General features: G+C 64.6%; 17 protein-coding genes. 7 read left to right on the top strand and 10 right to left on the bottom strand.

Features of this window, described 5'->3' with window-relative positions:
* Nucleotides 1–26 precede the first annotated feature (26 nt).
* From J8I87_RS17185 to urtA, 6 genes are all read right to left on the bottom strand, one after another.
* Nucleotides 27–908 (bottom strand): urease accessory protein UreD, encoded by an 882-nt coding sequence (locus tag J8I87_RS17185; RefSeq protein WP_209932782.1) that lies wholly within the window; start codon nt 906–908, stop codon nt 27–29.
* 42 nt (nt 909–950) lie between these two features.
* The gene (urtE, locus tag J8I87_RS17180) at nt 951–1,643 is read right to left on the bottom strand and encodes an urea ABC transporter ATP-binding subunit UrtE (RefSeq protein ID WP_209932781.1); all 693 of its coding nucleotides are present in this window, start codon (nt 1,641–1,643) and stop codon (nt 951–953) included.
* 852 nt (nt 1,644–2,495) lie between these two features.
* Nucleotides 2,496–3,359: an urea ABC transporter ATP-binding protein UrtD gene (gene urtD, locus J8I87_RS17175; protein ID WP_209932779.1), complete on the bottom strand. Its 864-nt coding sequence runs from the start codon at nt 3,357–3,359 to the stop codon at nt 2,496–2,498.
* On the bottom strand, nt 3,359–4,546 hold the full coding sequence (gene urtC, locus J8I87_RS17170) for an urea ABC transporter permease subunit UrtC (RefSeq protein ID WP_209932777.1): 1,188 nt from the start codon (nt 4,544–4,546) through the stop codon (nt 3,359–3,361). Before urtC ends, urtD begins: the two co-directional genes overlap by 1 nt.
* A 1-nt stretch (nt 4,547) precedes the next feature.
* Nucleotides 4,548–6,230 (bottom strand): urea ABC transporter permease subunit UrtB, encoded by a 1,683-nt coding sequence (gene urtB / locus J8I87_RS17165; RefSeq protein WP_209932775.1) that lies wholly within the window; start codon nt 6,228–6,230, stop codon nt 4,548–4,550.
* A gap of 157 nt (nt 6,231–6,387) precedes the next feature.
* Entirely contained in the window at nt 6,388–7,689 is a 1,302-nt protein-coding gene (gene urtA / locus J8I87_RS17160; RefSeq protein ID WP_209932773.1) for an urea ABC transporter substrate-binding protein, read from the bottom strand.
* A gap of 390 nt (nt 7,690–8,079) precedes the next feature.
* Between urtA and J8I87_RS17155 the strand changes: the two genes are divergently transcribed.
* Nucleotides 8,080–9,426, top strand: coding sequence for an aspartate aminotransferase family protein (locus tag J8I87_RS17155; RefSeq protein ID WP_209932771.1), 1,347 nt, complete (start codon nt 8,080–8,082; stop codon nt 9,424–9,426).
* A 93-nt stretch (nt 9,427–9,519) separates the two neighbouring features.
* On the opposite strand, the gene J8I87_RS17150 is transcribed toward J8I87_RS17155, so the two are convergent.
* Nucleotides 9,520–10,587, bottom strand: coding sequence for a DUF3443 domain-containing protein (locus J8I87_RS17150; RefSeq protein WP_313064800.1), 1,068 nt, complete (start codon nt 10,585–10,587; stop codon nt 9,520–9,522).
* Between J8I87_RS17150 and J8I87_RS46005 the strand changes: the two genes are divergently transcribed.
* Nucleotides 10,580–11,095, top strand: a complete 516-nt coding sequence (locus J8I87_RS46005; RefSeq protein WP_313064799.1) for a hypothetical protein — start codon at nt 10,580–10,582, stop codon at nt 11,093–11,095. The two genes, J8I87_RS17150 and J8I87_RS46005, sit on opposite strands and share 8 nt — an antisense overlap.
* On the opposite strand, the gene J8I87_RS17145 is transcribed toward J8I87_RS46005, so the two are convergent.
* From J8I87_RS17145 to J8I87_RS17135, 3 genes are all read right to left on the bottom strand, one after another.
* Nucleotides 11,073–11,537, bottom strand: a complete 465-nt coding sequence (locus J8I87_RS17145; protein WP_209932767.1) for a DUF2844 domain-containing protein — start codon at nt 11,535–11,537, stop codon at nt 11,073–11,075. The two genes, J8I87_RS46005 and J8I87_RS17145, sit on opposite strands and share 23 nt — an antisense overlap.
* 204 nt (nt 11,538–11,741) lie before the next feature.
* A complete protein-coding gene (locus J8I87_RS17140; RefSeq protein ID WP_209932766.1) occupies nt 11,742–12,065 on the bottom strand; it encodes a rhodanese-like domain-containing protein in 324 nt (107 codons plus the stop codon).
* A 27-nt stretch (nt 12,066–12,092) separates the two neighbouring features.
* Complete coding sequence (locus J8I87_RS17135; RefSeq protein ID WP_209932765.1) at nt 12,093–12,746, bottom strand: protein-L-isoaspartate O-methyltransferase; 654 nt, start codon at nt 12,744–12,746, stop codon at nt 12,093–12,095.
* Between the two features lie 329 nt (nt 12,747–13,075).
* Here J8I87_RS17135 and J8I87_RS17130 point away from each other — a divergent pair, with 329 nt between their 5' ends.
* The 5 genes from J8I87_RS17130 (at nt 13,076) to J8I87_RS17110 (ending at nt 19,544) form a co-directional block, all read left to right on the top strand.
* A complete protein-coding gene (locus tag J8I87_RS17130) occupies nt 13,076–14,110 on the top strand; it encodes a LacI family DNA-binding transcriptional regulator (protein WP_313064814.1) in 1,035 nt (344 codons plus the stop codon).
* A gap of 13 nt (nt 14,111–14,123) precedes the next feature.
* On the top strand, nt 14,124–15,611 hold the full coding sequence (locus J8I87_RS17125) for a sugar ABC transporter ATP-binding protein (protein WP_209932762.1): 1,488 nt from the start codon (nt 14,124–14,126) through the stop codon (nt 15,609–15,611).
* The gene (locus J8I87_RS17120) at nt 15,592–16,617 is read left to right on the top strand and encodes an ABC transporter permease (protein ID WP_209932759.1); all 1,026 of its coding nucleotides are present in this window, start codon (nt 15,592–15,594) and stop codon (nt 16,615–16,617) included. Before J8I87_RS17125 ends, J8I87_RS17120 begins: the two co-directional genes overlap by 20 nt.
* An 803-nt stretch (nt 16,618–17,420) precedes the next feature.
* On the top strand, nt 17,421–18,377 hold the full coding sequence (locus tag J8I87_RS17115; RefSeq protein WP_209932757.1) for a substrate-binding domain-containing protein: 957 nt from the start codon (nt 17,421–17,423) through the stop codon (nt 18,375–18,377).
* A 117-nt stretch (nt 18,378–18,494) separates the two neighbouring features.
* Entirely contained in the window at nt 18,495–19,544 is a 1,050-nt protein-coding gene (locus J8I87_RS17110; RefSeq protein WP_209932756.1) for a sugar phosphate isomerase/epimerase, read from the top strand.
* Nucleotides 19,545–19,558: the final 14 nt, after the last annotated feature.

Raw genomic sequence — 19,558 nt, 5'->3', positions numbered from 1 at the left:
GAAGATGGGGCGTGACCGCGATCCGCTCAGGTCGTCCAGAGACGCAGCGGCGCGGCATTCACGCGATGCACGATGGGGCGCAGATGCAACCAGCAATCTGTGAGCGCATGCTGGAGCGTTTCCATCGATCGCGCGACGGCGCGCACGATCAGCACGCCCGGACAAACGCACGAAGCGGCGGCGCGCACGGCATCGTCGAAGGGCAGTTGGGCGCTGAGCGTTTCCGCGAGCGCGTCGTCGCATTGCGGGCTCACGGCCCAGAGTGTGCCGAACGCGGGGAAGCCTGCCAGACCTTGCGGCGCGTTGCGCAACGGGTCGTGAGCGGCGAGCGCCGCGCGTTCGAACCACAGCGGCCGGCCATCGGCGCCGACGATGCGCGACACCGCGCGCAGCTGGCCTTTCGACCAGCGTTCGCCCGCTGCCTGCCGGCCGAGTTGCGTCGCGTCCCAACCGAGCGCTGTCGCGCCTTCATCGAGCGTGAGCGAGAAGTCGAGGGAAGCGTTCGCGTGATCGAAGACGATGTTGTTTTGCGGCAGCCAGTCGAGTTTCGCATTCGCGCCGGCGCGTATCGCGATGCGCTGTTGCGCCGCGCGCCCGTTGGACTTGTACCACTTCGTCGCGCCGGGCGTGGTGAGCACGGCATGGGTATCCGCGCCGAGGCGCACATCGATATCGAGGCGGTCGCCACCCGCGATACCGCCGGGCGGATGCACGATGACGGCATGGCAGATGGACGGCCCTTCAGGGTAGAGCGGACGTTGCAGACGCAGCGGGCCTTCATGCAGACGATGTGCGAGGGTCGTGCGGCCGCCGTGTCGTGCGAAGCCGAGTTCGAGCCGCGCGCGCCACAGGGTGTGTGTGGCGTCGTCGATGGCGGCGAGCGTGGCGTGATCTTCGTGAAGCGACATGCGGGAAGGATAGCAGTTAAAGCGTCCGAGGATGGCTTGCCGTCATACGGCGATCAGGGTGCGCACGCCGTCGCGGTCCATGTTGGCGCCTTCGCCGCCCGCGATGATTTCACCGCGGCTCATGACCCAGTAGCCGTCGGCGATCGCTTTCGCGAAGTCGTAGTATTGCTCGACGAGCAGCACCGTCAGGCCCATTTCCTCGACGAGTTGACGCAACGTCCTGCCGATGTCCTGGATGATCGACGGTTGAATGCCTTCCGTGGGTTCATCGAGGATCAGCAGTTGCGGTTCGCTCATCAGCGCGCGGCCGATGGCCAGTTGTTGCTGCTGGCCGCCCGACAGGTCGCCGCCGCGGCGTGCTTTCATGTCCTTGAGGACGGGGAACAGACTGTAGATGCGGTCGGGGATTTTCTTTGGGGCTTTTTTGCTGGCCGCGCCGACCAGCAGGTTTTCTTCGACCGTCAGTCTTGGAAAGATGTCCCGGCCTTGCGGGACGTAGGCCAGTCCTTGCGCTACGCGCGCATGGGGGGCGAGTTTCGATATCTGCGTGCCGCGCCATTTGATCTCGCCGGTTCTGGATGGGACTACGCCCATCAGACACTTGAGAAGCGTCGTTTTGCCGACGCCGTTGCGGCCCAGGAGGACGGTTAGCTTGCCGTCCGGCACGGTTAGCTTCACATCTCGGAGGATGTGGCTGCCGCCGTAGTATTGGTTCAGGTTTTGGATTTCTAGCATTTTTCCAGTTCCAGATTTGGGTTTGGTTTGTTTTGGATTGGTTTGTCTGCGACGCTGTTGGGTTGCTTTGCCACTGTTGCTGTCGCTGGCATCCGCGATGCGGTTTGTTATGCCGCCGTCGCTGGCATCCGCGATGCGGGTTGTGTTTTGCCGCTGTCGCTGGCATCCGCGATGCGCCTCGCGGCGCGGGCGTTGCCCCTGTGCGGGGCGGCACCTACTTTCTTTGCCGCGGCAAAGAAAGTAGGCAAAGAAAGCCGCTCACACCGCCAAACCTTGACCGTTACCCACGGGCCCTTAACGTCCCCGCACTTCGCACGGCAACGCGCTGACCCATGTCCGTGCCAGCGCACTGATTGAACGCCTCAACCGCTTCATGCCCCTGCGTTGCAGAATACGACTTCGACTATCCACCGCCCCTGTGCGGCAAACGTATGTAGGCCATCGCGCCTTAGAACACCTTCGCTGCGCGACGTCTCTGCATGGTTCGAGCGCCGCCCTATGAGGCGCGACACCCTACATATGTTTGCCGCACAGGGCGCTAAACCATCAGCGATGGAAGGCCATTGTGCGAGCGCATGACGCGGGTGAGGCAATTGCCGGGCACGTTGGCAACGAACATCGGTCAGCACGCTACTATGCGAAGTGCGGGGACGTTAAGAGCCCGTGGACAAGCGTCAAGCATTGGCGGTGTGAGCGGCTTTCTTTGCCTACTTTCTTTGCCGCGGCAAAGAAAGTAGGTGCCGCCCCGCACAGGGGCGACGCCCACGCCGCGAGGCGCTATCGCGGATGCCAGCGACAGCGGCAAAACAATCCGCCAGCGACAGCGGCAAAACAGTTGCAAACAAAAAACCCCTACCGCCCAAGATAACTCTCAACAACCGCCGCATCCCGCTTGACCTCATCAAGCGTCCCCTGTGCCAGCACACGACCCTCGGCCATCACCGTCACCTTTCCGGACTCGCCCGCCAGCGCGGCCACAAACTCCATATCGTGCTCAACGACCATCATCGAGCACGTACCACGCAAGTGGTTAAGCAGCCCGGCGAGTTCCATGGTCTCATCGTCAGTCATCCCAGCCGCGGGTTCGTCGAGCAACAACAACGCAGGCTGCTGCATCAACAACATCCCGATCTCCAGCCGCTGCTTCTGACCATGCGAGAGCTCGCCCGCAGGCCGCAGCGCCTCGCCTTCGAGACGTATCAGCGACAAGGTTTCCTCGATGCGAGACTGCGCTTCCCGATCCAGACGAGCTCGCAGCGAAGCGAGCCAGCCCTTGTCGGTCTTCATCGCCAGTTCGAGGTTTTCCCACACGGGATGCTGCTCGAACACCGTCGGCTTCTGGAACTTCCGCCCGATGCCCGCGCGCGCGATCGACGGCTCGTTCATCCGCGTCAGGTCGATCGTCTGCCCCAGAAACACCTTGCCCGAATCGGGCGAAGTCTTGCCCGTGATGACGTCCATCATCGTCGTCTTGCCCGCGCCGTTCGGGCCGATGATGCAGCGCAGTTCGCCCGCGTCGATCGATAGCGACAGCGCATTCAACGCGCGAAAGCCATCGAATGAAACCGTCACGTCCTCGAGATAAAGAATCGCCCCATGCGACAGGTCGATTTCGCCAGGCTTGACGGCGTGGCCCATCGTCGCCACGCCGGACAGCGCGCGGCCATCGTGCCCTTCCGGCAATGACGGATCGGGGACCATCGGGTGCGCGTTCATCAGCGGTTCCTCCTGCGCGTCACGAGTTCGATCAGCCCCATGATCCCGTTCGGCAGCAGCAACGGCACCAGCACGAAAATCAGGCCCAGAAAGAACAGCCAGTACTCCGCGAAATAAGCGGTAAAGAAGCTCTTCGCGCCATTCACCGCAAACGCGCCGATGATCGGCCCGATCAACGTGCCGCGCCCGCCGACGGCCACCCAGATCGCCATCTCGATCGAGTTGCCCGGCGACATCTCGCCCGGATTGATGATGCCGACCTGCGGCACATACAGCGCGCCCGCGATGCCGCACAGCACGGCCGATACCGTCCATACGAACAGCTTGTACGCAAGCGGGCTGTAGCCGAGGAACATCAGGCGCGTCTCGCCATCGCGCACGGCCGTCACGACGCGACCGAGCTTCGATGTGACAATGGCCCGCGCGCCGATGAACGCGAGCACCAGCACGGCAAACGTCATCAGAAAAAGGGCCGTGCGCGTGCCAGGATGCGTGATCGGGAAACCCGCGATCCGCTTGAAATCGGTGAAGCCGTTGTTGCCGCCGAAGCCCGTCTCGTTACGGTAGAACAGCAGCATCGCGGCAAACGTCATCGCCTGCGTGATGATTGACAGATACACGCCCTTCACGCGCGAGCGGAACGTGAAAAAGCCGAACACCCATGCGAGCACGGCAGGCGCCAGCACGACGAGCAGCAGCGCATACGCGAGATGCTGCGTGCCCTCCCAGTACCACGGTAACTGATGCCAGTCGAGAAACACCATGAAGTCGGGCAGGTCACTGCCGTACTTGCCGTCGTGGCCGATCGCGCGCATCAGGTACATGCCGATCGCGTAGCCGCCGAGCGCGAAGAAGAGACCGTGCCCGAGGCTCAGAATGCCGCAGTAGCCCCAAACGAGATCGAGCGCGAGTGCGGCAATCGCGTAGCACATCAGCTTGCCGACGAGCGTCAGCGCATACGCGGACAAATGGAATGCGCTCGTCTGCGGCAGCACCAGCGCCGTGAACGGCACGCCGAGTCCGACCGCGATGATCAGCGCGACCAGCAATTGCCATGCCCGCCGCGACAGGAGGGCGGGGCGCGGCGGCAAGCCGAGCGCGAAGCCTTCGAGTTGTTCCCGTCCGCTCGCGTGAGGCGCGCCCCGCGTCTGGACGGAAGTGGAAGCGGAAGAAGTCGCGTATGTCATGTCATGCCTCCGCGCTGCGGCCCTTCAGGGCGAACATGCCCTGCGGACGCTTCTGGATGAACAGCACGATCAGCACGAGCACCGCGATCTTCGCGAGCACCGCGCCCCAGAACGGCTCGATGGCCTTGCTCACGAGCCCGAGCCCGAAGCCGCCGATCACCGTGCCCGCCAGCTGGCCGACGCCGCCGAGCACGACGGCCATGAACGAATCGATGATGTAGCTCTGTCCGAGGTCCGGCCCGACATTGCCGATCTGCGACAGCGCGCAGCCGCCGAGTCCCGCGATGCCCGCGCCGAACGCGAACGCGTACGAATCGACATACGCGGTCTTCACGCCGACGCACGCGGCCATGCGGCGGTTCTGCGTCACCGCGCGCACGAAAAGGCCGAGGCGCGTCTTCGTCAGCACCGCCCACGCGATCGCGACGACGAGCAGCGAGAACGCGAGAATCGCGAGCCGGTTGTACGGCAGAATCAGGTTCTGCATCACCGTGACGCCGCCGCTCATCCACGAAGGATTCACGACCTGCACGTTTTGCGCACCGAACAGCATGCGCGTCGCCTGGATCAGGATCAGGCTAATGCCGAACGTGGTCAGCAGCGTTTCGAGCGGACGTCCATACAGATGCTTCAGCACGAGCCGCTCGAGCGCGATGCCGACGAGCGCCGCGACCACGAACGAAGCGGGCACGGCGATGAGGGGATACCAGTCGAACGCGCCGGGCACGTAGCGCTGCACGAGGTTCTGCACGACATACGTCGCATAAGCGCCGATCATCAGAAACTCGCCATGCGCCATGTTGATCACGCCGATCAGCCCGTACGTGATCGCAAGGCCGAGCGCCGCGAGCAGCAGCACGCTGCCAAGCGACAACCCGGCGAACAGCGTCCCTGCGATCTCGCTGCGGCGCTGGATCGAATCGAGTGCGGCGATGCCTTGCTGCGCGGCCTCGCGCACGCGCGCGTCGGTTTCGCCGAAGCTGCCGTCCGGCTTCTTCTCGACGAGCGGGCGCAGCAGTTCGTACATCTCCAGGTCGCGCCGCGCGGCGACGAGCGTCACCGCTTCGAGCCGTTTCGCGGCGTCGCTGTCGTGCAGCGCCGTCATCGCCCAAAGCGTATCGAGGCGCTTTTTCAGCGCCGGATCCGTTTCCTTCGCGCGCGCCGCATCGATCTGCGGCTTCATCGACGGATCGGGCGTCTTCAGCAGCGCCGCGATCGCTTGCGCGCGCTTCGCGGGATCGGCGGAGTCGAGTTGCAGGCCCGACAGCGCGCCCGCTACCTTCGAGCGCAGCAGATTGTTCAGCGTGATCGGCTGCGCGTCGCCCGCGGCGACGGTCTTGCCCGTGACGGCATCGCGCGCGCTGTCGTTGTCCTGTATCAGCACTTCGCCGGAATCGGTGGCGAGCGCGCCGTCTTCGGACAACGCCTTGAGCAGCGCGACGGAAGGCGCGTCGTGATTCGCGATCAGCTTGTCGATGGCGGCGGACTTCGCATCGAAGTCGTCGCCCGTGAGCGGCGCGACATCGGCGGCTGTCAACGCATGAGCGCTGACGGGTGCAAGCGCGGCGAGCGCCGCGCCCAGCGCCCACGATGCGGCGGCGCGGCGTGCTCGCCCGCGCAGGCCGCGCAGCGTGTCAGCGCTGCGGGCCGCGAGCGAAGCGAGCGTGGAAAGTGAGTACGCCATGATGATCTTGAGGATGAAGCGAGCTAGCAGGCGCGATGCCATCAGAAAGCATGGCATCGCGCGATTGCGTCGTACCACGCGCTGCGGGAAGCGGGCGCGTTGCGCGAACGGGGGCGTGCCGGTGCGTGTATCGGGCGCAACGCACCGGCATCGCGCGTCAGGCCACGCGTGAGCGGCGGCGCAGGAACGCCGGGATCGAGCTGACGATATCCGGCTTGCCCTGGTTGCCCGCGATATACGGGCTCCACGGCTGCGCGCGAATCGCCGTCTTTGTCTTCCAGACGATGTTGAACTGGCCGTCCCCACGCACTTCGCCGATCATCACGGGCTTGTGCAGATGATGGTTGCCATCCATTTCGAGCGTGAAGCCCGACGGCGCCGAGAATTTCTGGCCGATCATCGCGACGCGCACCTTGTCGACATCGGTGCTCTTCGCTTTTTCGACGGCCTGCTTCCACATGTGGATGCCGACATACGTCGCTTCCATCGGGTCATTGGTCACGCGCTTCGTACCGCCCGGCAGGTTTTGCGATTTCACCCATTCGGCCCATTGCTCCTTGAACTTCGTGTTGGACGGGCCCTTCACCGACATGAAGTAATTCCACGCCGCGAGGTTGCCGACCAGCGGCTTCGTGTCGATGCCGCGCAGTTCCTCTTCGCCGACGGAGAACGCGACGACGGGCACATCGGTCGCCTTCAGCCCCTGGTTGCCGAGCTCCTTGTAGAACGGCACGTTCGAGTCGCCGTTGACGGTCGAGATCACGCAGGTCTTGCCGCCCTGCGCGAATGTCTTGATGTTCGCGACGATCGTCTGATAGTCGCTGTGGCCGAACGGCGTGTAGACCTCTTGGATGTCGGTCTCCTGCACGCCCTTCGACTTGAGGAACGCGCGCAGGATCTTGTTGGTCGTGCGGGGATACACATAGTCGGTGCCGAGCAGGAAGAAGCGCTTCGCGCCGCCGCCTTCCGCGCTCATCAGGTATTCGGTCGCGGGGATGGCTTGCTGGTTGGGCGCGGCGCCCGTATAGAAGACGTTGCGCGACATCTCTTCGCCTTCATACTGCACCGGGTAGAAGAGCAGGCCGTTCAGTTCCTCGAACACGGGCAGCACCGACTTGCGCGACACCGACGTCCAGCAGCCGAACACGCAGGCGACCTTATCCTGCGTCAATAGCTGGCGGGCCTTCTCGGCGAAGAGCGGCCAGTTCGAAGCGGGATCGACGACGACGGGCTCGATCTTGCGGCCCATCACGCCGCCGCTTGCGTTGATTTCGGCGATCGTCATCAACGCGGTGTCTTTCAGCGAGGTCTCGGAGATCGCCATCGTGCCCGACAGCGAGTGCAGGATGCCGACCTTGATCGGGCCGTTGCCCGACTGGGCATGCGCGAAAGGAACCTTGCCCGCCAGCGCGAGCGCGCCCGACATGGAGCCGAGCTTCAGCAGACTGCGACGTTTCATGTGCTTCCCCTTGCCATAGGAGGGTGGTGAGTGGCGAACGCGTGCCGCGTTCGTAGCTTGTTTGGTTATGGGTGCAGGCTCTAGCCGGGCGGGATTACTGCAAGGCACATGCCAGGCTTGCGCCACTGTGTTCAATGGACGCTGCGCGTGCTGCAATGCGGCTCGCTGGCGTCGAGGCATCGTGTGACGTTATGCGCGTTGGGCGCGAAAGCGGTGCAGCGCAACGCGCTGCGCCTCGTAAAGGTGCGCGCCGCGCTGCAACGAAGGGCGGCGCGCGATGCCCCGGTTTCGCGCGCGCGCCGCCGGTGCATGGCGGCTGCCCCGTTGTGCATGCACGCCCGCCTGCCTACACTGGAACTCCAACCGACCTCAATAGAGAGGAGACAGAACATGAACGAACGCGCTGCATCCCCGGCGACGGCTGCCTCGACCCCCGACATGGCGGCGTTCTGGATGCCGTTCACCGCGAACCGGCAGTTCAAGAGCGCGCCGCGCCTGCTGTCGAGTGCGAAGGGGATGTACTACATGTCGCACGACGGACGGCGCATCCTCGATGGCACGGCCGGGCTGTGGTGCGTGAACGCCGGGCATTGCCGCGACGAGATCGTCGCCGCCGTGCAGGCGCAGGCCGCGGAGATGGACTTCGCGCCGACGTTCCAGATGGGCCACCCGAAGGCATTCGAGGCCGCGACGAAGATCGCGAAGCACACGCCCGGCGATCTCAAGCACATCTTCTTCACGAATTCGGGCTCGGAGGCCGTCGACACGGCGCTCAAGATCGCGCTTGCGTATCATCGCGCGCGCGGCGAAGGACAGCGTACGCGGTTGATCGGACGCGAGCGCGGCTATCACGGCGTCGGCTTCGGCGGGGTTTCCGTCGGCGGGATTGCGCCGAACCGCAAGGCATATTCAGGCGCGATGCTTCCCGCGGTCGACCATCTGCCGCATACGCTCAATATCAGCGAGGCGGCGTTCTCGAAAGGGCAGCCCGCGTGGGGCGCGCATCTCGCCGATGAGCTGGAGCGGCTCGTCACGCTGCACGATGCGTCGACGATCGCGGCTGTGATCGTCGAGCCGGTGGCGGGCTCGACGGGCGTGCTGATTCCGCCGCAAGGCTATTTGCAGCGCTTGCGCGAGATCTGCGACAAGTACGGCATCCTGCTGATCTTCGACGAAGTGATTACGGGCTGGGGGCGCCTTGGTGCGCCGTTCGCCGCGCAGTACTTCAACGTGATGCCCGATCTGCTGACGATGGCCAAAGGCACGAACAATGCCGCTGCGCCGATGGGCGCCGTCGCGGCGAGCGCGCGCATACACGATGCGATCGTCAACGGCGCGCCGGCCGGAATCGAGCTGTTTCACGGCTACACGTATTCGGGGCATCCGATCGCGGCGGCCGCTGCGTGCGCAACGATCGACCTGTACGAGCGCGAGGGGCTGTTCGAGCGCGCCGCGCAGATGGCGCCCGTGTTCGAAACGGCGATTCACAAGCTCAAGGGCGAGCGGCATGTGATCGACGTGCGCAATCTGGGGCTCGTCGGCGGTGTGGAGCTTCAGCCGCGCGACGGCGCGCCGGGCGCGCGCGCTTATGACGTGTTCGTGCGCTGCTTCGAGAAAGGCGTGCTGACGCGCTATACGGGCGATATCCTGGCGTTCTCGCCGCCTCTCATCATCGATGAGGCGCAAATCGACGAGTTGTTCCGCACCGTGGCCCAGGTGTTGAAGGAAGCGGATTGAAGTGGTCGGCCCGGAAGAAAAACGGCGGACGGGCATGCAGCCGTCCGCCGTTTTTTTGCCGTCCGCCGGATCATGCCGGCAATGGACGGGCGATCAGAATGCCACGTAAGGTCCTTTCTGCGTGGCGGCCTGCACGCCGCTCAACGCGGTATAGACGCTGCGGCCGTAGAAAAACGGCAAGCCCCATATGAAATACGACGAACTGGCGCCGCCGAGATTGCCATACGCGGCATAACCCAGAGCGAACAGGCTCGACGCGTCGGCGATCGAGAATGGCACGCTCGACTGTGCGTTGCCCGTTTTGGAGATCATGATTGCGCTCAGGCTCTGCGTGGTGGCGGGCGCAAACCAGGTGTTACCCGTCATGAGGGGCAGCGTCGAATCCTGGAAGAACAGACCGTTCGAGCCGCTATCGACGAAGCTGGACACTGTCCGGCCGCGATAGTTCGTCGTGAACCCGCCGCGATCGTCCGTGACGACGACGAGAGTCGGCGTGGCCGGCAACGCGTTGTTCTCGCGCGTGCCGATGCCGAACACCAGTTCTCCTGTCACGCTCGCGAGGCCCGTCGGCGGCACCGCGGGCAGACGGATGATCGTGCCGTTGTTGTCGGTGGCGAAGGCGGCAACAGGGTTGGCCGTCTGCTTGTTGAGCGGCACGCTCGCGGCGGTGCAGGACCAGGGTGTCGGGCAGTAGTAGTAGTTGGCCGCAAGCGGGGCATTCGCTGCTCCAGGATAGTCGCGCGCCAGATTCCCGATGCCGACGATCCCGTTCGCGCCAAGGTGAGCGACGTCGTTCATGCCCGGACCGCCGCGCGAGCTGCAATCGGAAGGCGTCCACGTGAACCCGCTGTCGCCGATCAACTGGATCGGGATGCCGCTCGCGGTTTTTTCGCCGATCGTGACGTCGGCGCGCCGTGTCGAACCCCACGTGTAGCCGGATGCGAAGAGCGCACATTGGGCGATCGCCGCCGTGCCCGTCGGGTCGTTGCTGGCGCCCGTCTGCGCGGGCAATTTCGCGCCGAGCGCCGCGCCGAGCGCAGCCGATATCACGCGCACGCCCACCGAGCCCGTGTCGAGCAGCATGTGATCGACGCTCGCGCATTGCGACGCGCCCTGCTTGCCCGGCACGCAAAACGTCACGCTGACGTAGGGCATGTTCACGAGCTGGTTGACGTTGGAAAGCGTGCCGTCGATGACGATGGGCGCGGTGTTGCTGGCGACGGTCGGGGTCGATGGCGTGTCGGTGGAATTCGCGCTGCCGGCGTTGCCGCTGCCGGATGTGCCTGTTTCACTCGCGGGCGTGGAGGCCGAGGGCGAACTCGCGGCCGACGGTGCACTCGCCGCCGCAGGCGCGCTTGCCGCAGAAGGCGTGTTCACCGACGAAGGCGCGCCGTTCGACGCAGGCGTGCTCGCCGGTGAAGGGGCGCTCGCCGCAGCAGGTGCGCTCGCCGCCGACGGCGTGCTGGCGGGCGTGCCCGACGCAGCCGTGGGCTTGTCGGGCGCAACGTTGCTGACGGGCTGGTTCGAGCCGTTGTCGTCGCCGCCTCCGCCGCCGCATGCAGCGAGCGTTACGCTCGCCGCCAGCAGCGCCACGAAAAGCGGATTATTGGAAGCTCGACGGGAAAAAAGATCGGCAAGAAGGCGCTTCATTGCAGGTCATCCACATTGACGTTGGCGGGCACGAGCCGCGGCACGTAGGCCTTGCCCGCGAATGCACCCTGATGTCCGACGGACTCGATTCGCAGCTCGCCTTCGCGAACGATCAGCGGGCCCGTTCCGCGCGCGGCGCGCTGTCCCGCCGCGACCAGGTTCGGAAAGTAGCTGCCGAGCAGCGCCTGCATATCCGGCCGCGTGGGCCCTTGCCACGTCACCGCAAACACGACGTTCGCTGCCGACACGTACTCGCGGATCGTGACGCCGTCAGCCGTTTGAGATTCGTGGACGGAGTAGGGCGTAGCGGGCGCGGAAGGTATCGCCGCCGTCAGTGCGGCGCGCGAAGCAGGTGACGCCCCCCGGGCGCCCGTCGATGGCGACGGCGCAGCACCGAGGGTCGCATGGCAGACGACGGGCGACAGCAACGCCAGCGCCGCGACAATTCGGATCGATTTCATACCCTCATGCTCTTGAAAGGAAACACGGTATGTTGATCGATCGAATGATCAGGACGACATAGTAGATTTCGGAATCTTCGTATGAAACCTCCGAAATTCCCGGCAGGTATCGCCGATGCGGCCAGGATGGACGCACAAACAAAAACGCGCCGGTGAAAACACCGGCGCGCTCAATGGTTCAAGCAAGGCAATACGTTGGGAGAATCAGTAAGTCGGCACGGAAGGATCGACCTGCTTCGACCACGCGTCGATGCCGCCATACAGATTGAACACGTCCTTATGTCCGCGCGATTCGAGAAACATCGCGACCTGCGCGCTGCGCGCGCCATGATGGCAGATGCAGACGATCTGCACATCGTCGTCGAGTTCTTCGCTGCGCGCGGGAATCTCGCGCATCGGAATCGACACGCAACCTGCGATCTTCGCCGTTTCGATTTCCCACGGCTCGCGCACGTCGAGCAGCACGGGCGCCGGGCGCGACTTGTCAGCGAGCCATTCGGCGAGTGCGGGAGCGGTCAGGTTTTGCATGGTCAGTCTCGTCGTGTTGCCTGAACGTCAGAACTTGAAGCGTGACGGATGCACGGCGTTCTGCAGCGGTTCGACAAAGGTTTCGAACACGTCGGCGATGCGGAATTGCTTTTCGTCGACACGCGTGATGATCTGCGCCTTCATGACAGGCGCGGTGCCGACGAACGCAGCGAGTCGCCCGCCGACCTTCAGATGCTCGAGCATTTCCTGCGGCAGCACGGGCAGGCCGCCCGACACGCAGATCACGTCGTACGGGGCCGCGGCGCCCCAGCCGCGCGCGGCGTCGCCCGTCACGACTTCGGCGTTCAGCACGCCGTTCGCGGCGAGATTCGCCTTCGCCAGCTCGGCCAGCTCCGGCTCGATATCGACCGTCAGCACATGCTGCGAACGGTGCGCGAGCAGCGCCGCCATGTAGCCCGAACCCGCGCCGATCTCCAGCACGGTTTCATGCTTCTTCACCGCCAATTCCTGCAGCACGCGTGCCTCGATGCGCGGCGCGAGCATATGCTGGCCGGCGGGCAGCGGAATTTCGAAATCGACGAACGCCAGCTCGCGATACACGGCGGGGACGAAATTCTCACGCTTGACGATCGACAGCAGATTCAGCACGTCCTGGTCGAGCACTTCCCACGGACGGATTTGCTGTTCAATCATGTTGAAACGCGCTTGTTCGATGTTCATGATGATTCGGCGGTGTGGTTGGGGTGCGGACAGCGGGATGTGTATTGAGGGACCACGGCTCCCACTGTCTCGGGTCTTGCTTCGGGTCTTCGGGTCTTGCTTCGTTAACTGCGAAATTGTACCAAACCGCGCGCCGATGCCGCCCGGCAACGGGCACCTCCCACGCCGGCGCGGGCTTGCCGTTGCGCCGCCTGCCTCGGTGTAAATCCCTACGCGATTGGACTTGCGGTTCGCGCGTATCTCGACCAAGAATGTAATCGATTACATTTTCGGAGCATCGTCCGGTGGATCAACCGTCCCAGCACGACCCGCACGCGCCGCCGCCTGGCGTGGCCGAGCCCGAGTCGCGCGCCGGTTTGCGCGGCGCGCCGGAAGGGCTGTCGATTGCGGGCGTGGCCGAGCAGGCGGGCGTCTCGGTGGCGACGGTGTCGCGCGTGCTGAACGGGCATCCGAACGTGCGTCCCGCGACGCGCGACAGGGTGCTTGCCGCCGTCGCGGCGAGCGGCTACCGCGTGAACGAGCTCGCGCGCAACCTGCGCACGGCCGAAAGCCGCCTGCTGCTGACGATGGTGCCCGACGTCGGCAACCCGTTCTACGCGGAGGTGATCCGCGGCATCGATTCCGTCGCGCGCCAGCACGGCTATTTCATGCTGCTGTGTGACACGGGTGCCGATCCGGGCCGGGAGCGCAGCTATTTCGATCTGCTGCGCCGCCGTCGCGCGGACGGCGCGATCTGCCTCGACCCGGCGACCGTGCAGCAGGCGCTGGCGGAAGAATCGAACGCGCTGCCGTGGGTCGCGTGCTGCGAGTTCGATTCGTCCGTGGGCGTGCCATATGTCGGCATCGACAATTACCGCGCGGCGGGCGACGCCGTGCGCCATCTGCTCGCGCGCGGCCACCGGCGCATCGCGCTGATCAACTCCGACGATCACTACCTGTACGCGCAACAGCGGCAGCGCGGCTATCTCGACGCCTTGCTCGACGCGGGCATCACACCCGACGAAAGGTGGCGGCTAAACGTGAACAGCCTCGACTACGAAGCAGGCGCATCGGCGGCGGCGTCGCTGATGACGCACGCGAAGCCGCCGAGCGCCGTCTTCGCCGTGTCCGACACGCTCGCGATCGGCGTGATCGCGGGCTTGCGCAGCGTCGGCAAACGCGTGCCCGACGACGTGGCCGTCGCGGGCTTCGACGACATCTCGCTTGCCGCGCAAATCGATCCGCCGCTCACGACGATCGCACAGCCGATGCGCGAACTCGGCGAGACGGCCGCGCGCCTGTTGCTGCAGCGGCTCGCGAACCCCACCGGCGACGTGCCGGGCGTGCTGCTTCCGCATCGGCTCGTCGTCAGAAAGAGTGCTTGAGAGGGCCGCCGCGATGAGCCTCGCCGTGCGTTTCGACGATATCCGCAAAGACTTCGGCGCCGTGCGCGTGCTGCATGGCGTGAGCTTCGACATGGCGCCGGGACGCATCTACGGTTTGCTCGGCGAGAACGGCGCGGGCAAGTCCACGCTGATGAAAATACTCGCGGGCTATGAGGCGGCCACGGATGGCACGGTGCTGATCGACGGCCACGCGCAGCGCTTCGCCGGCTCGCGCGACGCGGAAGCCGCGGGGATCGTGCTGATTCACCAGGAGTTCAACCTCGCCGAGCATCTGACGATCGCGCAGAACATGTATCTCGGCCACGAGAAGCGCAAGGGCTTGTTCGTCGACGACACGGCGATGCGCAACGAGGCGAAGCGTTATCTGGAGCAGGTGGGCCTGCACAAGCATCCCGATACGAAGGTGCGCGATCTGATCGTCGCCGAGAAGCAGATGGTGGAGATCGCGAAGGCACTGTCGCGGCGCGCACGTCTGCTCATCATGGACGAGCCGACTGCGACGCTCACGCCTTCCGAAACCGAGCGGCTGTTCGCGCTGATGACGAAGCTCAAGGCCGACGGCGTGACCATCGTCTACATCTCGCACAAGCTCGATGAAGTCGAGCACATCACCGACGAAGTCATCGTGATGCGCGACGGCCGCTTCGTCGCGCGCAGCGAGACGGCATTGCTCGCGCGTCAGCAGATGGCGAACCTGATGGTCGGACGCGAGCTCTCCGACATGTTCCCCGACAAGTCACCGCCCGCCGCCGACGCGCCCATCGCGCTGAAAGTGCAGAACCTGAGCGTGCCCGGCTGGGTCGACGATCTGAGCTTTGAAGTGCGCGCGGGCGAAGTGTTCGGCTTCGCGGGACTGGTCGGCGCGGGACGCACGGAAGCGTTCGAGGCGGTCATCGGCTTGCGCAAGCGCACGTCGGGCGCGATCGAAATCGCGGGCCGCAAGGCCGAGCTGCACAGCCCGCGCGATGCGATGCGGCGCGGCCTCACGTATCTGAGCGAAGACCGCAAGGGCAAGGGGCTGCATGTGAGCCTGAGCTTGCAGGACAACCTCACGCTGATGACGCTCGAACGCTACGCGCATCCGCTGCTCGACCTGAAAGCGGGCCGCGATGCATTGACGCGCGCCGTGCGCGAGTTCGGCATCCGCACGGGCGATCTGGGCAGCCGCGCGCGCATGCTGTCGGGCGGCAACCAGCAGAAGCTCGCGCTCGCCAAATTCCTGCAGCCGAACCCGGACGTGATCGTGCTCGACGAGCCGACGCGCGGCGTCGATATCGGCGCGAAGCGCGACATCTATTTTCTGATTCACCGGCTCGCCGCCGAGGGGCGCGCGGTGATCGTCATCTCATCCGAACTGATCGAGCTGATCGGGCTGTGCCACCGCGTTGCCGTGATGCGCGCGGGCCGCCTGCAAGCGACGCTCGGCCTCGACCATCTGACCGAAGAGGAGTTGATCGCTCATGCGACCGGCACACACTGACACCGCGCCGGCTGGGCGCGCGATGCGCATCGCGCATCGTCTGCATGGTCTCGGGCCGCTCGCCGGCCTGATCGTGCTGTGCATCGCGGGCACGCTGCTCAATCGCGATTTCGCCACCGTCGACAACATGATGAACGTGCTCACGCGCACGTCGTTCATCGGCATCATCGCGGTCGGCATGACGTTCGTGATCATCTCGGGCGGCATCGATCTTTCCGTCGGCTCGATGGCGGCGCTGATCGCGGGCATCATGATCTGGCTGATGAACGCGCTCGCTGCCACATCCGTCAATCACGCTGGCGGCCATGCGTTCGCGCCGTTGACCATCGTGATCATTGGCATCGCGAGCGCGTTCGTGCTGGGCGGCGCATTCGGCTGTGCGCATGGGCTGCTGATTACGAAAGGGCGGATCGAGCCGTTCATCGTCACGCTGGGCACGCTCGGCATTTTCCGCGCGGTGCTCACGTGGCTCGCCGATGGCGGGGCGCTCACGCTCGACAACAATCTGTCCGACCTCTACGGCCCGGTCTATTACGCGAGCCTGTTCGGCGTGCCCGTGCCGATCTGGGTGTTTCTCGTCGTCGCGGCGGGCGGTGCGTTGATCCTGAACCGCACGGCGTTCGGGCGGCACGTGCAGGCGATCGGCTCGAATGAGCAGGTTGCGCGTTATGCGGCGATTCGCGTCGATACCGTGAAGATCGTGACCTATGTGCTGCTCGGCATTTGCGTCGGCGTCGCGACGGTGCTTTACGTGCCGCGGCTTGGTTCGGCGACGCCGACTACGGGTCTTTTGTGGGAACTCGAAGCGATTGCCGCCGTGGTGGTGGGTGGCACCGCGCTCAAGGGCGGTGAAGGACGTGTGGCGGGTACCGTGATTGGGGCGATTTTGCTTTCGGTGATCGCCAATATTCTCAATCTCACCAGCATCATTAGCGTGTATTTGAATGCGGCCGTGCAGGGTGTCGTGATTATTGTGGTTGCGTTTTTGCAGCGCGGGCGGAGGTAATGGAAGTGTTTTTTTGCCTGCGCGGCGGCAGGGCGGTTTGCGTTGCCCTTGCGCGGGCATCTGCAATGCGGGTTTGCCTTTGCCCTGCGCGGGCATCCGCGATGCGCCTCGCGGCGCGAAGGTTGCCCCTGTGCGGGGCGGCACCTACTTTCTTTGCCGCGGCAAAGAAAGTAGGCAAAGAAAGCCGCTCACACCGCCAGTGCTTGACCTTTACCCACGGGCCCTGAACGTCCCCGTGTTTCACTCGGCAGCGTGCTGGCTTACCGCTATTGCCAACGCGCTGTGAGATGCATCACCCGCTTCACGCGCCCGTACGACGGCGAACGATGTAGAAGGTTTAAGGCTCATTGGCGGCAAACATCTGCAGTTTGCCGCGACGTACATGGCAACGCACGCACAACAGACCTCGCTGCGCGATGGTTTCCTGTGCGGCGCGATCGCCTGCATATGTTTGCCGCAAAGCGGCACAGGAGATTCAATGTCACGGACCGCGTCGCAGATGCATGAAGCGGGTGAGGCCGTTGATCGAGGCACTGGCAACGGTCATGGAGGAGAGCGTTGTCGCGCGAAGCATGGGGGCGTCGAGCGCCCGTGGGCAACAACTGGCACTGGCGGTGTGAGCCCGCTTTCTTTGCCTACTTTCTTTGCGGCGGCAAAGAAAGTAGGTGCCGCCCCGCACAGGGGCAACCTTCGCGCCGGTAGGCGCATCGCGGATGCCCGCGCAGGGCAAAGGCAAACCCGCGTCGCGGATGCCCGCGCAGGGCAAAGGCAAACCCAAAGCAAACAAACCAGGAGACACAGCCATGAAGCACATCATTCGCGCAGTCGGAGCCGGGATACTGGCGTTTAGCATGTTGAGCCCCACCGCGCGCGCCGACGACAAGGTCACGCTAGGCGTCGCAATCCCCACCGCCGATCACGGCTTCACAGGCGGCATCGTCTGGTGGGCGAACAAGGCAAAAGCCGATCTCGAGAAAGCGCATCCCGATCTGAAGGTGATCGTGAAGACGGCCGCCAACGCGCCCGAGCAGGCAAACCAGTTGCAGGACCTCGTGACGGTGAACAAGATCAACGCGCTCGTGATCTTCCCGTATGAATCGGCGTCGCTCACGCAGCCCGTCGCGCAGGTGAAGAAAAAAGGCGTGTACGTGACCGTCGTCGATCGCGGCCTCACCGACACGAGCGCACAGGACGCATACGTGGCAGGCGACAACACCGCGTTCGGCAAGATCCCCGCCGAGTATCTGGCGAAGGCGCTCGACGGCAAGGGCGACGTCGTCGCGCTGCGCGGCATTCCGACCACGCTCGACAACGAACGCTGGACGGCCTTCACGGGCGTGCTGAAGAACTATCCGAACATCAAGATCCTCGATGCGAAATACGCGAACTGGAACCGCGACGATGCGTTCAAGGTGATGCAGGACTACCTGACGCGCTTCAAGCACATCGACGCCGTCTGGGCCGCCGACGACGACATGGCCGTCGGCGTGCTGAAGGCGATCGACCAGGCCAAGCGCAGCGACATCAAGATCGTGTTCGGCGGCGCGGGCTCGAAAGGCATGGTGAAGAACGTGATGGACGGCGCGCCGCTCATCAAGGCCGACGTGTCGTATTCGCCGAAGTTCATCTACGACGCGATCAAGCTGACGGCGGAAGCGCGCCTCAAGGGCGACAAGCTGCCGCCGACGACGATCATTCCTTCCGTGCTCATCACGAAGGAAAACGCGAAGGACTTTTACTTCCCCGATTCGCCGTTCTGATCGTAGGTTTCCTAAGCAGCGCGCAGCCTTTGTCGTTCGACACGAAGGCCGCGCCCGCGTCCCGCGTATCACGGCTTCAATCTTTCACCGCTTCAATCCATCGACGGGAGATGCTCGATGAAAACGATCAAAGGGCCGGCAATCTTTCTCGCGCAGTTCATGGGTGACAAGGCGCCATTCGACAATCTCGCGCATCTCGCCAACTGGGCCGCGAATCTCGGCTACAAGGGCATCCAGGTGCCCGCCGATCCGCGCCTCGTGGATCTCGAACAGGCGGCGTCGAGCCAGACGTATTGCGACGATCTGCTCGGCGTCGTCACCGACGCAGGCGTGACGATCACGGAACTGTCGACGCATCTGCAGGGGCAACTGGTCGCCGTGCATCCCGCGTATGACGTGCTGTTCGACGGCTTCGCCGCGCCTCAGGTGCGTGGCGATCCGGCAGCGCGCACGCAATGGGCGATCCAGCAGATGAAGTGGGCCGCGAAGGCATCGCAACGGCTCGGGCTCGCGGCGCATGTGTCGTTTTCGGGCGCGCTCGCGTGGCCATACTTCTATCCGTGGCCGCAGCGTCCCGCAGGCCTCGTCGAAGCCGCGTTCGACGAACTCGCGCGCCGCTGGACGCCGATTCTCGATGCATTCGACGAAGCGGGCGTCGACGTCTGCTACGAGCTGCATCCGGGCGAAGACCTGCACGATGGCGTGACGTTCGAACGCTTTCTATCGGTGGTGAAGGGTCACAAGCGCGCGAACATCCTGTTCGATCCGAGCCATTTCGTGTTGCAGCAGCTCGACTATCTCGCGTTCATCGATATCTATCACGAGCGCATCAAGGCTTTTCACGTGAAGGACGCCGAGTTCAGGCCGAACGGACGGCAGGGCGTGTACGGCGGCTACAGCGGCTGGGTCGAGCGCGCGGGGCGCTTCCGCTCGCTCGGCGACGGGCAGATCGATTTCGGCGCGATCTTCTCGAAGATGGCGCAGTACGATTTTCCCGGCTGGGCCGTGCTCGAGTGGGAGTGCGCGTTGAAGCACCCCGAAGACGGCGCGCGCGAAGGCGCGGAGTTCATCAGGCGGCACATCATCCGCGTGGCCGAGCGCGCATTCGACGACTTCGCGGGCAGCGGCGCCGATACCGCGCAACTCAAGCGCGTGCTCGGCCTGTGAGACTCACATACAGG

The sequence above is a fragment of the Paraburkholderia sp. LEh10 genome, from assembly GCF_017814945.1.
GTDB lineage: Bacteria > Pseudomonadota > Gammaproteobacteria > Burkholderiales > Burkholderiaceae > Paraburkholderia.
Note: the sequence above shows the minus strand (reverse complement) of the source record. Positions and strands in the feature narration are given on the sequence as shown.

What these genes read in the sequence shown, in the direction of transcription:
- J8I87_RS17185 (WP_209932782.1), bottom strand. Translation starts at nt 908, where the DNA reads ATGTCGCTTCACGAAGATCACGCCACGCTCGCCGCCATCGACGACGCC.
- urtE (WP_209932781.1), bottom strand. Translation starts at nt 1,643, where the DNA reads ATGCTAGAAATCCAAAACCTGAACCAATACTACGGCGGCAGCCACATC.
- urtD (WP_209932779.1), bottom strand. Translation starts at nt 3,359, where the DNA reads ATGAACGCGCACCCGATGGTCCCCGATCCGTCATTGCCGGAAGGGCAC.
- urtC (WP_209932777.1), bottom strand. Translation starts at nt 4,546, where the DNA reads ATGACATACGCGACTTCTTCCGCTTCCACTTCCGTCCAGACGCGGGGC.
- urtB (WP_209932775.1), bottom strand. Translation starts at nt 6,230, where the DNA reads ATGGCGTACTCACTTTCCACGCTCGCTTCGCTCGCGGCCCGCAGCGCT.
- urtA (WP_209932773.1), bottom strand. Translation starts at nt 7,689, where the DNA reads ATGAAACGTCGCAGTCTGCTGAAGCTCGGCTCCATGTCGGGCGCGCTC.
- J8I87_RS17155 (WP_209932771.1), top strand. Translation starts at nt 8,080, where the DNA reads ATGAACGAACGCGCTGCATCCCCGGCGACGGCTGCCTCGACCCCCGAC.
- J8I87_RS46005 (WP_313064799.1), top strand. Translation starts at nt 10,580, where the DNA reads ATGTTCACGAGCTGGTTGACGTTGGAAAGCGTGCCGTCGATGACGATG.
- J8I87_RS17145 (WP_209932767.1), bottom strand. Translation starts at nt 11,537, where the DNA reads ATGAAATCGATCCGAATTGTCGCGGCGCTGGCGTTGCTGTCGCCCGTC.
- J8I87_RS17140 (WP_209932766.1), bottom strand. Translation starts at nt 12,065, where the DNA reads ATGCAAAACCTGACCGCTCCCGCACTCGCCGAATGGCTCGCTGACAAG.
- J8I87_RS17135 (WP_209932765.1), bottom strand. Translation starts at nt 12,746, where the DNA reads ATGAACATCGAACAAGCGCGTTTCAACATGATTGAACAGCAAATCCGT.
- J8I87_RS17125 (WP_209932762.1), top strand. Translation starts at nt 14,124, where the DNA reads ATGAGCCTCGCCGTGCGTTTCGACGATATCCGCAAAGACTTCGGCGCC.
- J8I87_RS17120 (WP_209932759.1), top strand. Translation starts at nt 15,592, where the DNA reads ATGCGACCGGCACACACTGACACCGCGCCGGCTGGGCGCGCGATGCGC.
- J8I87_RS17115 (WP_209932757.1), top strand. Translation starts at nt 17,421, where the DNA reads ATGAAGCACATCATTCGCGCAGTCGGAGCCGGGATACTGGCGTTTAGC.
- J8I87_RS17110 (WP_209932756.1), top strand. Translation starts at nt 18,495, where the DNA reads ATGAAAACGATCAAAGGGCCGGCAATCTTTCTCGCGCAGTTCATGGGT.